General features: G+C 43.7%; 5 protein-coding genes. 1 reads left to right on the top strand and 4 read right to left on the bottom strand.

Annotated elements, in window-relative coordinates; all coding sequences use genetic code 11:
• Positions 1-337: 337 nt before the first annotated feature.
• The 4 genes from asnA to AB6811_RS09365 form a co-directional block, all read right to left on the bottom strand.
• Positions 338-1,342, bottom strand: a complete 1,005-nt coding sequence (asnA, locus tag AB6811_RS09380) for an aspartate--ammonia ligase (RefSeq protein ID WP_369490195.1) — start codon at positions 1,340-1,342, stop codon at positions 338-340.
• A 1,145-nt stretch (positions 1,343-2,487) separates the two neighbouring features.
• Positions 2,488-2,697: a hypothetical protein gene (locus AB6811_RS09375; RefSeq protein ID WP_369490194.1), complete on the bottom strand. Its 210-nt coding sequence runs from the start codon at positions 2,695-2,697 to the stop codon at positions 2,488-2,490.
• Positions 2,698-2,702: 5 nt separating this feature from the next.
• Positions 2,703-3,125 carry an OsmC family protein gene (locus AB6811_RS09370; RefSeq protein WP_369490193.1) on the bottom strand — a complete coding sequence of 141 codons (423 nt, stop codon included), beginning with the start codon at positions 3,123-3,125 and terminating at the stop codon, positions 2,703-2,705.
• Between the two features lie 177 nt (positions 3,126-3,302).
• A complete protein-coding gene (locus AB6811_RS09365; protein WP_369490192.1) occupies positions 3,303-10,337 on the bottom strand; it encodes a T9SS type A sorting domain-containing protein in 7,035 nt (2,344 codons plus the stop codon).
• Between the two features lie 235 nt (positions 10,338-10,572).
• On the opposite strand from AB6811_RS09365, the gene AB6811_RS09360 reads away from it, so the two are divergent.
• A complete protein-coding gene (locus tag AB6811_RS09360) occupies positions 10,573-17,700 on the top strand; it encodes a PKD domain-containing protein (protein ID WP_369490191.1) in 7,128 nt (2,375 codons plus the stop codon).
• The last annotated feature ends 9 nt before the right edge of the window (positions 17,701-17,709 follow it).

The following is a 17,709-nucleotide window of genomic DNA, read 5'->3' as shown; positions in this document are numbered from 1 at the left end:
ATTTCGGTTATGTAAAAAAAACGCACGCAATCATTCAGCGCGCGTTAATTTGGGTAGGAGTGTATTAGGAATAATTGAAACCAGCAATGCCTGTTTTTTATAACAAAATCATGTGTGTTATTTTTTAGGATATGACTCGGAATGACAAGTAGCGTTGTTCGTGATTCGTTATTCGTAAAAAGAACCTTTTGTATTAACCTCTTCTAAATTTTATCCATTATCCTTCTTGATAACAGGGGGTTTCGCTTATTGTTCAATCCCATTTAACGGCTCACGTTTAACGGTTCACGCTTTACCCTTTATCCTTTATCCTTTATCCTTTATCCTTTATCCTTCGTCATAATCCTTGCCCCTCCGGCCAAACCGATGCTTGCACCTGTGCAATATGTACCTTGCGGAGTAAGAACATGCAGAGTCGCGATTGCCCTATGCCTCCCCCAATGCTTTGTGGAAGTTTACCGTTTAGTAGCAAGCTATGGTAGTGCAATTTACTTCGATGCTCTAAGCCTTGCATCTGCAGCTGTAACTTTAGGGCTGCACTGTCCACCCTAATTCCCATCGAAGAGAGTTCAAGGGCTATTCCTAGTGGCTTGTGCCAAACAAGAATATCGCCATTTAGACCTCTGTATCCATCGGGGCGGAGTGTTGACCAATCATCGTAATCGGGGGCTCTTCCATCCGATGGTTTACCATCGGACAACGGGTATCCAATCCCTTCGATGCAAACTGCTCCAAACTGTTTGCATATAACATTCTCTCTCTCACGCGACGATAGAGTTGGGTACATTGCCTCCAATTCTGCCGAATGAACAAAATGAATGCTCTTGGGTAGTTCGGGAGTAATCCCATCGACGTGAGTGGCAACCACCATTTCCATTTCGCAGATGGCTTCATAAATAGCATTAACTGTTTTACGGAAGTATTCCACGCCTCTTTCCGAAGTATCGATACGTTTTTCCCAGTCCCACTGGTCAACGTAAACTGAGTGAATTGCATCGGGGGTTTCATCGGGCCTTAGTGCATTCATATCGGTATATATTCCGCTACCACTGGGTAATTCCAAACGGGCAAGTGTTAATCGCTTCCATTTCGCAAGAGATTGAACAATTTCAATTCGTTTGCCAATGGAATTGGCGGTAAAACTTACGGGCTTTTCAATTCCGTTTAAATCGTCGTTAATGCCAAGACCAGCCTCAACTATAAGCGGTGCGGTTACCCGCCTCAGGTTTAGTTTTTTTGCCAGCAGCTTTGGAAAGGTCTCCTTGATTAGGGTGATAGCGTCCTCGGTTTCAACCGAACGGCAAATGTCGCCTGTAAGTGTTTCAAAAACTTTTGATTCCATGGTTATATTATTTTGGTTAGTGTTGATAGTTTGAAGTTTGAAAAAAGAATGCCCTTCGCGGAATTACCGGGAAGGGCAGGGTAAAGCATAACCATTCCCGGGGGGTGGCGGACGATTATTGTTGTTATTATTTACTCTTTGCAGCATATGGAATGTGTTAAACAAAAAAGGCCTTCCTGTTTTTTTAGGAAGGCCTTGAACTAGTATTGTATCTTGCTCACCAAACGCCAAAACCTTCCCGTTTCAACAGGTTATTGTTGAAATTGGAATTATTATTGGCTTTGGAGTATCGAATCATTTTAATTTCACATTTACACGTGCAATATCGAAAATGTATTTAACAAATGCAAATTTTTACTCTGGATTTTCTTTGGTTCTTTAATGTGTCAAGACATAAAAGAACGTGAAAATGGCTCTTTGCATTGCTTATCTGTTGCGATGCAACGCATCACCCATGCCCTTTGGAAAAAGTATTGCGTGCATCGCTATGCATATGGGAGTGGTCATTGGGTTACAAATATTTCGCCCCTACGGGGCTGGGAATGTTACTCGTTGTTCGTGAAACGTTGTTCGTTTTTCGTGAAAATATTGTCATGCTGAGCTTGCCGAAGCATCTCTCTGCGTCTTCATTCTCTTATTTACTTTTTGCTCTTTGGAATGTTCTTCTGTTGCGATGCAACTATTCAGTGTTTCTCTTTGGAATAAGTATTGCGTGCATCGCCTAAAATTTTTTATACAACAATACCCAGGGTTAAAACCCTGGGCTAATGTGATTTGCCCTTTTAGGGCGAATAATGTGCGTGTCGAAAGACGTGTGTTAACTAGTGAGTTCTTAAATCTTAAATTTTAAATCTTAAATTTTAAATAAATAGAGATTCCTCGACTAGCTCGGAATGACAAATAGCGTTGTTCGTGAAACGTTGTTCGTTGTTCGTGAATGCCATTCTGTGAAACGCCGTGTAACACTGTGTAACTCTGTGATACCTATTTAGTTGTTGGTTGTTGGTTGATAGTTGATAGAAAATTCAATAGAACACAGATAGCAAAGATTGAGATGGTTTACGCTGATTAACAATCAGCTAAACCCACAAATCCAATCACAATTTGCTTTAAACCTTAAACCTTAAACCTTGAACCTTTATCCTTTATCCTTTATCCTTTAACCTTGCTATCCCTTCAACCAACTCCTCGATTTCCAAATCGGAAAAGCCCTTTTGCGAGGCAATTTCGTACAGGGTTCCCCAAACAGGCTCACCACAAATGATGCATACAATACCTTTCTCTCTAAGAAACGATACAGCCTCTGGAACCTGTTCAACCAGCTCTTCAATGCTAATATCTTTCGTGATTTCCATTTTGGCTATTCGTTGTGTATAATCACCTCGTGCGTTAGTTTCATGCCTTTTCTGTACGCTGCGCTAACACCGCAGTACTTCTCGTCGCTAAGTTTAACAGCCTTGTTAACATTCTCAGGGTTGAGGTTGTTGCCCCAGAACTCGTATATAACCTTCATTTCAACGTAATGTTTTGGGTGATCATCGGTTTGGAGGGCTTCAACGCTAACGCGGAACTTTTTTACATCCTCGCGCATCTTTTTGAGTATCGAAACCACATCCATTCCTGTGCACCCGGCAAGGGCAACCAGCATGAGGGGTTTAGGCCGTGGCCCACGGTTTGTACCTCCTACCTTTTCGTCGGCATCAATAATGAGTTTGTGGCCATTAACTTCAGTTTCAAAGGCCATGCCGTCTAGCCAATCGGCCTGAATGCTTATTTTATCCATAAATGTAGATTTTTTAATATAACGTTACCAAAATTGATTTGTTCAAAGATAGCTAGTTTTATGGCTTTGTGTACTGTGTTTAAGGGGGCGTTTTGTTTTTGGCGTTTTGGGAAAAATCTAGGGTAAAAAAATAGAGCCGGAGTTAACTTCGGCTCTATTAGGGGGTTAAGGGACTTTTTACTTTCTTCCTATGATAACCTTTTTGATTAATGTATCGCCCTGGCTATTGGAAATTCGGATAAAGTACATTCCCGCTTGCAGCCTATTTACATTAAACCTTTGGGTAAAGCTACTGGATTGAATAATTTCAACCTGTTCAACCGTTAAGCTTGATGGTGCGATGAATTCAATCTTGTAATTGCTGGTTCTATCGCCATCAACCTGAATGTAAAGTTCATCGTTTGCAGGATTGGGATATATGGAGACTCTATAAGGGGTGTCGGTAATTGTTTCAACGCTCACCGGCCACCAAACAACAACAGTATCGGAAGCAATACATCCATGGGTATCAGTTACCCTTAACCAGTACTTGCCCCACTGTCCGTTTGAGATGGTTATGGTGGGGCTGGTTGCACCGGTGTTCCAAAGGTAGGTTACACCACCTATACCTGACTCTAACTCGTATGGAAGTGAATGTTTAATTGTGTCGGAGCCAAAGTCAAAGTTTGGCAACTCCCAAACATTAACAGTGAACTCGGTTGAATCGCCATTGTCGCCTGCTATGGTTGTGAAGCAGGTGAAGTTAAATTCACCAGTGCTAAGGGCTATTGGTGTGCTAAATTTAAACTGCACGGTGCCATTTTGCGGTAGGTTCGATGTGAATGTATACTGCTCTTTAACGGGTGTTGAGGTGCCAATGTAGTAGTTGACATCAATCGTCTCACCCGTTGTGAAGGTTTTTGTCCCGCGGTTTAGGAGTTCTACCTTAACGGAATCGGTTTTGTTGTCGTAGCACTTATCAGCTGGTGAAAGCAGGCTCGATACAATTATGTCAAGGGTTTCCAGGTAAGTTATATAAACCTCATCGTAGCCATGGCAGCCATTATTGTCGGTAACGGTAACCGAGAAAAGCCCTGTTTCGGTAACGGTAAATGTTTGGTTGGTGGAGTTATCTTGCCACAGGTAAGTAACAAATCCGCTTCCTGCATCAAGGGTTAAAGGCTCGGTTGTTGAGCGGTTAGACCCTAAATCAACTACGGGGAGCGGATGAACTGTAATGTCAACATTAGTGCTATTGCTGCAACCATTTGCATCGGTATAGGTGTAGGTTAAGGTATGGGTGCCGGCGCCAGCGTTCGATGCATTAAAGGTAGTAGTATTGGTTCCGGGGCCACTGTAAATACCTCCTGATGGGTTGCCCCCTGAAAGGGCAAATTCGGGTTCGTCGAAGCATACTGCATCCAGAGGATCGTGGGTAACAGTTGGCAAAGGGTTTATGCCTATATTAATCGTGTCGCGGTTAATACATCCGTGTGAGTCGGTAACCTCTGACCAGTATAATCCGGCAGTTGAAACATCTATTGTCTGGGTGGTGGCACTGGTGCTCCACAGGTACGATGAAAACCCTGCACCTGCATCAAGTGTGTGGGTTGTACCCTGGCAGATGGCAGTGTCAATCCCAAGGTTTACATTGGGAAGCCCCCATACATCGATGGTCTTTGAGGAAGAATTGTTAAATGGGTTTACGTCATCGTTTGAAGTGGTGTAGGCTTTAATGGTATATGAGCTAGGTGTGCTAAAGTTGAAAGTTTTGGTAAAGGTATGGGTTAACTTGTCGCCCGGCTTAAACTTTGTGGTCATGGTTATTGCTTCGGTTTGCTGTAGGATGTTATCCACCTCGTACGAAACAAATAGGTTTTGTCCAACCTGAAGAGTATCAGTTCCAGCATTTTCAACCTCAACCTGAACTTGCTCGGTTGCGCTTAAGGTACACGATGTACTGGGTGCGATAATAGTTGTTACTCTATAATCGGGGCGGAGGATGGTAATGTTAACGGTATCCCTATCGGAGCATCCGTTTGGTGCAGTTGTTTCCACCCAGTAGGTTCCAGTATTCTCAGCAAAGTAGTACCTATCGGTTGAGTTATCCTGCCACAGGTAGGTGTAGCCTGTCCCTTCACCGCCGTCGAGGGTTACGCTTCCGGTGCGGTCAACCCTATCGGGGCCCAAATTAACTACGGGCGATTCATTTATTGTAAACGAGGTCAACAGTGTATCGTTACCTGTGTTAGTGTCGCCAGTATAGATTCCATAAGCAATCATGTCGCGGGTAAGAGGTTCTGATAGGTCAATCTTTTCAGTGAAGTTATAGAGCAAAAATTGACCCGGGTGTAAGTCCGATAAAAGGGTGTATGTTTCCTCGGCAAAGTAGCTTTCGTTTATCTGGTAACCAAACCTTACCTGCTGCCCTGCCTTTAATGTGTCATTACCCATGTTGGTGTACTTAATGCTAACGGTTTGCTTTTCAGGGGTGCTGCACGATGTGGTTGGGTTGACCACCTGGGTAATTGAGTAATCGTGCTTTAGGAAGGTTACGTAAACCGAGTCGGTGGTTGAGCAAAAACCATTCTCAGTAACAGTAACCTTATATTTACCTGTTTGGGAAACCGTAATGGTTTGGGTTGTTTCAGCAGTGTTCCACAGGTAGCTATCGCGTCCTGCTCCGGCATCTAAAAGGTAACTGTTGTTACGGGTAAATACTGAATCGCCCAATTCAAGACTTGGGTAGCCATAAATGTAAACGGTTTGTCTTAAAGTATCGTTCTCGGGTTTGTTATCGCTTGCAGTTTTGGCAACAAACTCAAAGTTATAGGTTCCAACTGCCGTCATATCAACCCCGTTGCCAAAGATAATTTCTTTGGTTTCGTTGGGATACCATTCGGAATCAAGAGTAAGGGTAGGAGAATCCTGTAGAACGTCGTTAAGTTTATAGCTAAGGTTGATGTCGGTGCCAGTTGTAATGGTGTCGGTTCCTGCATTTCTAATAATTATTTTGGGGAATACAGTACCTGATATTTCACAAGCGGTTTGAGGAACTAAAACAGTATCAACGGTAATGTCAGAGAATCGTAGGTCAACAAAAAGAGAGTCGGTGGCAGGGCAACTGTGTTCATCGTTAACAGTAACTATAGCCCAACCAGTTTGGGTTTGATTAAAGAATTGGTTTGTAGAACCATCGTTATGCCAGTAGTAACTATTCCATATTCCCGCATTTAAAGTGTATTCAATGTTAGTAACCTTAACGGTGTCTTTTATGAGTCCCATGGTGTCCCTTAGGCTAAAGGTTGGATATCCCCAAACGTCTATGGTTGAGTTTATGGTATCATTATTTGCATCGTTATCGAGCCAAACGTTAGCCCAGGCTTTAAGGATGTAAGAGCCAACTGCTTGCATATCGAGGCTATCAGCAAAGGAGAAGATTGTAGAGTCACCCGGGAGTATTGCTCTATCGGAAACCCAAACCGAGTCAACCCGTGGATTGCCGTTAAAAATATAGCTTATTCTTATAGTGTCTCCAATTGTTAGGGTGTCAGTTCCATAGTTTTTCACAAAAGCCTTAATTGGGGTTTTGTCCGATAGTTCGCAGGAACTTACAGGGCTTTCAAACGAAGAGATTCCTACATCTCGGATTAAACGGTGAACGGTTATAGTGTCGGTTGCTGAACAAGGAACATTGTTTGTTAATTCAGCAACAAATTTGCCTCCATTTGCGTCGATGACGGAATAGGTCGGATTTGTTTCAATTACAGTTGTGTAATCAGGGTCTTTATACCATTTGTAAGTGACTAATGGGTCGGGATTGGTGGCATCTAGAACGACTGTGTCGGGTTGAAGTGTCCAAATATCGTTACCAAGTTCCACATAGGGTTTCTGAACCGTAATTATTGTTGTAGCAGTATCATTGGGTGACGATGAATAGAAAACGGGATCGTTTTCTATTTGAGTTAGCGCTTCAACAGTATAACTTCCGCTAATGTTCATGTTAAAGCCCCGGCTAAAGGTGTAATCGATAAAGCTGCCTGCGTTCAGTGGGGTGCTTAGCATCATGGTATCGGTCTGTGTGTCAGGAACCATGGTGTGGTCAATATTCACCTTAACCACAACGGTATCGCCCGTTTGCATATTTCTAATCCCATAGTTGCGTAACCTTACCTGTATGGGCTGGTTTTGGCTTAGGTCGCATGCGGTTGAAGGGCTTAAAATGCTTTCTACTCCAACGTCAAATGGGGCTTCGTATAACTTAAAGTTATCAATTGCTGTGCCTCCATAATCGTTGTTGGCTTTATCGGCTTTGAATCCTAAGCGGAAAATCACATTGCTTTGGCCCGCCAAAACTGCAGGTAGTTGGTGGCGCGTACGTTCCCATGAAGTTCCCAGTCCATTCCATCCATCAACACCAAGTGCGCTAACAAGGCTATCGGTATACCAGTTAAAGTAATCGTCGTGCGTAGCACTATTGTCAACATGTTGCCAGGTTTCTCCATTGTCGGTGGAGTAGTATAGGGTAGTTCCATCTACCTCGGGCTCAGTGCGGTTAAAAATGCTTAGGTCGATTATGGGGTTGGTTACACTGCTGAAATCGAAGCAGGGGCTTTGTAGCCATGCTGTTTCCGAGTTAAATTCCGTTCCGGTAATCCATACATCATCAAAGTTAATACCCTCGGCCACGTTAGCATCACCATTAGATTTCAATACGAAACGGACGTATAAAGTTCCAAAGTTCGCAAGACTATCGGGGATTGGTATGGTATCAACATCCCAGTATTCATGCATAACTGCTGTACCGCCAGTTGTAAATAGGGTTTCCCATGAAGTGCCATTGCTACTGGCTTGAACCATTGCTGTATCGCCCGCTGCAAGTTTATGCCAACGCCAGGCATAAAGTGTTAGATTACTGTAGCTCGATATATCAATAATTGGCGATTGGGCAAACCATGTAACATTGGGTTCATACATGCCTTTATTGGCTCCTTGTCTGCTTAAGTCCGTTCCAATGCAGTATTGTCCGCTATAGGTATATGTTGGAATGGTATCCCATTGCATGATTATCTGATTGCGCTCAAATTCTCCTGTAAATGTCCACCCCGTAACTGTTTCAAAATCGTCGTAGAATAAGGTGTCGGTAGCCCCGGTAAGCAATGAACCATAGTTTTGACTTATGCTTGTAGCCCAAGCCTTTGAGCCTCCGCTCATGGTGGGTTTTGTTAGTATACCCCATTCCCAAATTTGATTCCCAAACTTTCGCCAGTAGCCATCGTTGCTCTCAAAGGTTTCCGTGTAGGGAAGGGTGTATGTTGGAACAATATAGACTTGCCCCGATATACCATCGTTCGATGCGTCCTCATCGCCGGTAAGGCGTGTTCGTGCTCTAACCTGCTTTATTCCGGGCGTAGAGAGGTTAACCTTGGTGCTAAAGGTGAATTCAACAGTGTCGCCGGGGGCAATTACCTGGTTGAGGTAGTTGGTTACCCAGGTGGCTCCATTGTTAAAGGAGTACTGAACTGGGATTGATGCTGGCGATGGTTCGGCGCCAAGGTTGGCAACTTTAACGGTAACACTATCGGTGGCAGAGTGGCCGCAACCCGAAAGGGGGTAAACCCATTCCACTACCCCTACATCCTTGGTGATATAGTCGCCTGTGACTATGAAATCATCAACGTTCCAGCCTGAGTATGTGCTGTAATTGTCGGTAGGCCCCAACTTGTACATGAATTTCAGCCTGTTGGAACGCGATACATCCGATGGCACTGTGTGCGATGTTTTTTGCCAAAGATTATCGGTAAAGTAGTTGTTGTTAAACCATATATTACTCCATGAGCCTCCATTATCCTTGCTGACATCAACCGTAGCTCTATCCCAAACCTCAATGTTTAGGTAACGTCGGTACGAAATCCTTAAATCCTTGTAGAACAGCGCGTCAATGGTTGGAGAAATAGCTTTGTACGCTCCAGCTTCAGTAACAAAATTCTCGTAATCACCTAAGGCCGATCCTAAACCGGTTAGGTCGGTCCCAAGTACTTTGGTCCCTGAAAAGGCTGATGTGGGATCGGGGTTTCCTAAAAAGCCACCCAGTCCCTGGGGCTGACCAACCTGGAATTCTCCGCTCAATGTCCAATTATGAGTGCCTTCAAAACTCTCGCGATAAATTGTTTCGTAAATCAGTCTATTTCCCGTAGGGTCTTCGCTCTGCTTTGGGTATAGGGAATCGCTTACCTGTATGCTTAGAGCATCGAGCATGGCATCGGCAATATTGCCATGGGTTGCATTTTGTTTAATGTTGTAAGTTACCCATACGTACGATTGTCCATTGGGCAGGTTGTAGTTTAAACTATTAAAGGTTGCTGTTCCATTCACAAACGATTTGCCAGTAGAAAGAGGTGTTAATGTGTCGAATAAGGCTGTTTGTGTAAAGTAAAGTTTTACCCCTGAGGCTTCAAGGTCATTATCGCTGCTATTTTTAGATTTCAATAAAATGGTATTGAGCGTAGCGTTGCCGGAGTTGCCAAAGACCTTAAACCCAAGACGGAGTATTGGTTCATTTCTGCTTCCGCTGGGAATAAAGGTGAAATCGGGATGAACAATAGTTAATTCGCTGACATAACGGGGTTGAAGCCCTTTCTCTTCAACTATCACATCGTCAATACAGGTTCCAAAACCCCAGTTGGTTTGCCCCTCAAAGGCTATGTAGTATGTGCTGCTTGGGTTGGGCAGGTTTACCTTGAACTGGGTCCAATCGCTTATAGGGTCTAGAAATTCTTGCAGCAGCGTCCAATTGTCAGTGATATTTCTTTTATAGTATACCCTTAGGTAATCCCAATTTGTGTTGCCTGAAAATGTCCAGGGAACCTGGCAAAGCCAGAAGCTAAGTTCGGGTTGGATTGTCCCTTCCAGATTTATTGGTTTTGTTATTAGCTTAGTTCGCTCCTGATTGGTGCTTTGCTTGAAGAAAATGGCATTGTATGTACCGCTATGGGCGCTTGGTGGGTTTCGTGTTATATCTTCCTGGTCAGGGGGAATGGTCCAGTTATTGTCGTTAGGGCTATGACCTCCATTGCGGTATCGCCAGGGTTCGGTACCCGATACGTACTCCTCGGTCCAGCCAGTGGGTTTTGTTCCGTTTTCAAAACCTTCGCTCAGGTACACCTGCGCACTGGCATTGGCTATTTGCATTACAAATAGCATAATGCCTATAATGTAGCCTTTAACCTTCATATTCCAGCTTTTTGTGGTATGGTTATGTAAGATAGTCAAAGATTGTAAACCATTAAATAATTTTTACGTTATATTTAATAAATGGTTTGTTAATCCTATTAACAAATTAGCTGACAAATAGGTTTACTTGTTAACATCAGCTTAATTTGACGAAGTTAGAACATTTAATGACAAACAGTCGTAAAATGTAAACAAAAATAATATATTTGTCGATTAATGGCAATCAATCCTAAAAATGCGAAACCGTTTTGCTGTATATAGTTTATTTCTTGCATTTTTAGTTGCAATACTTAGTGGTACCGCCAATAGGCTTAATGCCCAGACCGATACCGAGTTCTGGTTTGTTGTGCCTGAGGTAACCATTAACCATTTCCACCCAGGTGGTGCTAATGCGTATTTCAAATTCTCTACAGGTCTTCTTCCGGCTACAATAACAATAAGCATGCCTGCCAATCAGTACGATCCTATAACGAATCCAACCGGGTTTCAGGATATCGTAATCAACATGCCGGCAGGTAGTTTTCACCAGGAGGATTTGTCTTGTTGGGTTGTAAGAAGGGTCAATCTAGGTGTGCCGGATTGTAATGCTATACCAATTAATACTTCATACGCTTTAGGTTCATATGTTGACGTAAATCGTTTGGAGAATAAGCCGTTAAATGCTTCAGGTATTAATAAATTTGGAATTTTAATTACCTCAACAAATCCCATTACTTCCTACTGGGAGGTTTCAAGGCAAAATAATAAAGATATTTGGGCACTTAAAGGGCGAAATGCCTTAGGTACAGATTTTTACGCGCCTTTTCAAACTCATGGTGTAAATAATGGGGTAACAGTTGATACTCCTAGTGCAATTGATGTTGTGGCCACTGAAGATAATACCGTGGTTACATTCCAGTTACCAGCGGGCATTCAGGCATCCTATGGTAACCCAATGACTGGTGTTCCTGCAGGGGGAACCGTAGTTAAAACATTGAATAGGGGCGAAACCTTTTCCCTTTTTCCGTTTAATAAAGACAGATCAACTGCAGCTAGATTAAGGGGTACGCGAATTACTTCAACAAAACCCATTGCCGTTACCATTAAGGACGATTCATTTTATCATACTTCCGGTGGTTGCTACGATTTAGCTGGCGACCAAATGGTTCCCACCTCGATTGCAGGCAAGGAGTATGCTATAATTAGAACGTTCCTTAATAACCATGATCATATATATATTTTGGGAACTCAAAACGGAACAAATGTTACAGTTTATAATACCGCAGGAGGTGTTGTTGCTTCCACAACAGTAAATGCCCAACAGCAGCTTTACTATCAGATACCTACAACTGAAACATATTATAGGGTAGTAACCGATAAGCCAGTTTACGTTTGGCACGTTGGTGGCTTTGGTTGTGAACAGGGAGGTGCAATACTACCCCCAATCGATATCTGTACCGGCAGTACCCAGGTGGCCTTTGCACGTACCTCAACTGAGAATTTTTACATAATAATGATGGTGCGCAAAGGGGCGGAGACTGGCTTTGAGTTCGATGGGGTAGTGCGGAACGACCTTTTTCCTCCTGCCAGTTTTATTCCAATTCCCAGTTCTGACTGGAGCGTTGCTCGTTATGGGCCTTTTACTACTGCGCAAATACCTGTTGGCAGCCATTTCATGGAGAATACCATGGATATATTCCACCTGGGTATTGTTAATGGTGGGAGTAGTTCGGGTTGCTTCTACGGGTATTTTTCCGATTACAACGAGTTGGATGTAGAGGCTGTAGTAGCCGGTACTAACTCCGAGGTACTTAAAACCTGTTATGGGAACCCTGTTCAGCTATACGCTTACGGCGGGACCGATTACGTTTGGACTCCCGATAGCACCCTTAGTGATCCCACTTCACAGCTACCCTGGGCAACACCTCTGGTGAATACAAAGTATAAGGTTGTTGTCTCCGGTGCATGCGATATGACCGACAGCGCGTTTATCGACGTGCTCGTTTCAACTCCACTTAGCGCATCGTTTATTACCGATAAGGTGGAGGGTTGTGCTCCCCTTACTGTGAACTTTGAGGACAAATCGACAGGTGTTACATACTGGCGATACGATTTTGGCGATGGATCAGCATACCTTAAGTACGATACCGATCCTGGAACATCCGACCCTGACCCACCAAGTCCGTTCACTTTCTCCCATACGTTTCAAAACAATACCGACTCCGCTATTACTTACAAGGTTGTTCTCCTAGCTAAGAATGCCGACTATTGCTCCGAGGTTTACGAGAAGTACATCACGGTGTACCCTAGCATAAATGCTAATTTTACACCTAATACGGTTCAGGGTTGTAATCCCCAAACCGTTACCTTTACAAATAGTTCATCGAGCAATACTGCCGATACCTATCTGTGGGAGTTTGGCGATGGAATGAACCAGGTTACCAATAACCCAACCGGCACGGTTGTTCATACTTTCACAAACACCGTTCCCCGCGATACTACGTATAGCATGCGAATGATTGCTACATCACCTTTCATGTGCCGCGATACGGCTACTGCCAGCATTACCATTTACTCATTCTTTACTGCCAATTTTACCACCAATATCAGTTCAGGTTGTTCCCCAGTAACCGTGAATATCGATAACCTATCGGTTGGCGATACAGCCCGGTACGTTTGGACGCTTAACGGTGTACCCATGACAAAGAAAACCGGACGCGATACCACCCTTGTTCTCACCAATACTACCAATACCTATATTGATTATGTAATTCAGCTGCAGGTGTTTAATACAGGGAACCGATGCAGCCAAACAGTTTCACGTACCGTAAGGGTTTACCCTGAGGTTAATGCTGCCTTTACTACCCCGCAAGCGCAGTATTGCAATTTGAGCAATGTAATATTTAACAACAGCACATCGCCGGGTTCTACTAATCCCGGGAATGTGGTTAATACATACAATTGGGATTTTGGCGATGGTGCAGCTTCAGCGTTGGTTAATCCAACCCACGTTTACGACAACCAAACAAACAACTTCAAGGATTACGTTGTTACGCTTACCGCCCGCAACCAATTTGGATGCCAGGATGTGGCAACAACAACCATCAGGATATTTAGTCAGATTTATGCTGATTTTGCGGTTACGCCTGCTGCTCAGTGTTCGCCTGTAACGGTTAGTATCGATAACAACTCGCGTGGAGGAATAGTAACTTACAACTGGGACTATGGCGATGGTACACCCCCAAGTGGTACTAACCTGGATCACACCCATCCTTACGTAAATAATGGGTTAACTTCAGTAACCCGCACTATAACGTTAACGGTAACCAATGAGGGAGGTTGTACCGATACGGATTCGCACGATGTGATAATTTACCCCTCGGTAACTGCAGGTTTTACTCCAAGCGTAACAGCAGGCTGCAATGAACTTACCGTTAACTTTACCGATAACTCCAAGGCCAATGCTACTATCTATAACTGGAACTTTGGCGACGGTAGTTCTTCGACGCTAAAATCACCTAGCCATACCTTTGTAAACCTCACTGGAGCTGATGTAACTTACCCTGTAACGCTCACTGTTTTTACCGATTACGGTTGTACAGCACAGGCTTCAACTAATATCACTGTTTACCCGTTTATCGATGCGCAGTTTGCAATTGACACCAGCTTTGGTTGCTCTCCGCTTGATGTCAGGTATGTTTATACTAAGCACCCCGGTATTACTGAGTACCGTTGGGATTGGGATGGGAATGGTACGGTTGACCAAACCACACTTCCTGCAGCGCCCAATACAATTACCCATCAGTTTGTAAACCAAACAGGTGTTGTTCAAAACCCTACAACACGCTTAACCGTAGTAAATAGCCACGGTTGCAGCAAGACAACCTCAAGCACAATCTCGGTTTACCCTGAGGTATCGGCAATATTTGTCCCAACGGTTGATAGGGGATGTAACCCATTAAATGTTACGCTGAATAATAATAGCATTTTTACAGGCGTGGGAACACCTCTGGTTAATACAAATTACTACTGGACTTTTGGCGATGGCGGTTCGTCAACTACCAAGAGCCCCAACCACATCTATATAAATAATGATCCCAATAACAATGCCATTTACAATACCCGTTTAAGGATTGTAAGCGAGTATGGTTGTACCGATTCTGCTTTCCATAGTATTGAGGTGTACAATAGGGTAGAGTCGCATTTCACTTTAGAGTATGCTGAAAATTGTACCCCCTTTGATGTAACATTTAATCCTGCAGCCATTGGGGCATCGACTTATATTTGGACTTACGGTGGCGCTCCAGGCTTACCAGCCTCAGAAACCTTTGCCAATGGAAACCCATTCACCCGTACCTTTACCAACATTGATCCTAACAATATTGCAACCTATACCGTAACCCTTGAGGCTAGGAATAACGAGGGCTGTCCTGCCTTTGATTCACACAGTATTGAGGTTTATCCTATTGTGGATGCTCAATTCAATGCATCAACCGTTGTCGGATGCTCTGATCTGGATGTAACCCTAACATCCACATCTACCGGTGGTAGCTTGGTTTACCTGTGGGATTTGGGTAACGGGCAAAGCGCTAGTACGCCAAATGTAAGCCACACCTTTACTAACCGTGGTAGTATTGATAGCGTTTACGCCGTTAAGCTTAAAACCATTAACCCACTTGGATGTAGGGATAGTATCACCAGAGATATTACGGTCCACCCCAAGGTTGAGGCACAGTTTGTGTTTGCCCAGCAATCGCCATGTACTCCTTTTTATATCGATTTAACAAATACCTCGCTCAACGGAAATACATTCCACTGGTACACGGTTTACAATGGCGATACCATCACAAATAATAAAAATACTTTCCAGTACCTGTTCGATAACTCCACGCTTAACGATATTCTTACCGACACAATTAAGTTGGTAACACGCGATGCTGTAACGGGTTGTATCGATAGCACATATAGGACTCTAACAATCTATCCAAGGGTTGTATCCCGATTCGATGTGGATAAGCTGGTAGGATGTAATCCTTTAACGGTTAACTTTACAAATAACTCATCGGGTTTAGCAAATTACCTTTGGGAGTTTGGCGATGGCTCAACATATGGGAATGCTACTCCCAACCCTCATACCTATAGCCATACCTATAAGGATCAGTCGGTACAATTCACAGCCAAGTTGACTTCAACAAATGCCTTTGGCTGTAAGAGTTTTAAGGATACTGTAATCACTGTTTACCCTCTGGTTAAAGCCGACTTCCAGTGGAATTTATTTGAGGGCTGTACACCGTTGACAATTAACCTTAATAATTCATCAACATCGCCATTGTATAAGTATCGCTGGGATTTTGGCGATGGAAGACCTTACTTCTACAGCGATCAGCCCGGAGCAGTTACCTATACCAACCCCACAAATTCGCCACCAGTAATCCTTTCACCTACAATAACCCTTCGCACCAGCTACTCGGGCGACACGTTGTGTATCGATAGCCTTAAGTTGCCAGTTAGGGTATTCCCCCATATTTATCCTGAATTTTCAGGAAATCTAGCGGGTTGTCATCCGCATACGGTGAACTTCACAAATCAAACAGTTGCTTACAGCACAAACAATAGCTACTACTGGGATTTGGGAAGCGGTGTAAACTCATTGCTAGAGAACCCCACTTTAACCTATTACAATACCGATAAGTTTGTAGATAGCACATTTACTGTGAAGATGATTGCGGTTAGCGAGCATGGCTGTACCGATAGTGTTTTCCATCAAGTGGTAGCGCATCCAAGACCTTACGCAGCCATGGAGCTTACAGGTGAGTATATATCGTGCCCTCCTTTCGATGTTGAAATTGAAAATAACTCATTGGGTACTAACCTAACCTTTGAATATGATTTTGGTGATGGCGCCGATTCCACCACTACCAGCCAGGCTAATATGCGGCATATTTTCCATAACTTAAGCAATCAAACTCAACCCTACCAAATAAAACTGCGCACAGTAACCGAGTATGGTTGTGACGATAGTGTTTTCCAAACCATTTATGTTTTTCCTGAGGTAGTTGCTTCGTATGTGGCAAATCCCGGCTATGCCGCTTGTAGTCCATTTGAGGTGAACTTTACCAATAATACTATTAACGCCAGGTTCTATGAGTGGGATTTTGCCGATGGTATTACCTCATCGTTCCCAACTCCAAGGCATTCTTTCCTCAACTTTGGTGAGACCGATTCAGTTTTCAATGTAGTATTATATGCATCCTCGGAATTTGGCTGTTTCGACCGCGATACACAGCAAATAACCGTTTACGCAACACCTATTGCAAATATTGCTGCCGAGCCACCTCTTCAGGTATTCCCTAATGCTACCTTTAACATTTATAACCAGAGTAGCCCTGCTGCAAGTAGCTGGAGTTACAATTGGGCCTTTGGCGATAATACATTTAGTACTAACAAAGATCCTCTTACCAAGACATACACCAGGTGGGGGCCTAAGGAGCAAAACTTCAGATACCGCATTACCATGCGGGTTGATGCACCCCATGGATGCTGGGATGCCGATACAGTTCTGATTTACCTCTTGCCAACCGAACCGGTAGCTTTCTTTACAAGTAGTGTTGACTCGGCTTGCGCTCCCATGGAGGTGCAGCTTGTTGATGCCTCACAGTTTGCCGACAATTACCTGTGGGAGTTTGGCGATGGATCAACATCAACCGAACGTAATCCACGCCATACTTACACTGAGCCAGGTTACTACACCGTTAAGTTAACTGTTACCAACGATGCAGGGCCAAGGTTCTTCTATAAGATCTTCCGAGTTTACGAAAGCCCTGAAGCCGATTTTGCCATTTTCCCCCAACGCGTGATGTTGCCTGATGCTACCATTCATGCCTATAACCTTTCTACGCAGTTTACTCGCTGTCAGTGGGATTTTGGCGATGGGTATCAAACCACAGAGCGCGACCCCGTTCACACTTACGACCGTTTAGGTGAATTCAGAATATCCCTCTGGGCGTACATGGACTATGGCAACGATGTTTGTGTCGATTCAATTTCCAAGTTCCCCGCTGTTTGGGTCGAAGGGGTTGGGTACCTGAAATTCCCTAACGCATTTAAACCTAATCCTGCAGGGCCTAATGGCGGTTTGTACGATGCTATCGATTACAAGAATGAAGTATTCCACCCGTATCACTATGGAGTGGTTGAGTATAAGCTAATGATATTCTCACGCTGGGGAGAGCAGATATTTACATCAACCGATGTGAATATTGGATGGGACGGTTATGTTAATGGTAAACTTGCACAACAGGGAGTTTACATGTGGCGAGCAATAGGTAAGTTTACCAATGGAAAGCCTTTTGACATGAAAGGGAATGTTACCCTTTTGAGGTAATTAAGTTGA

Origin of the sequence: Tenuifilum sp. 4138str (genome assembly GCF_041102575.1) — a bacterium.
In the GTDB taxonomy this organism is placed as follows: domain Bacteria; phylum Bacteroidota; class Bacteroidia; order Bacteroidales; family Tenuifilaceae; genus Tenuifilum; species Tenuifilum osseticum.
This window is presented reverse-complemented; position numbering and strand designations above follow the sequence as displayed.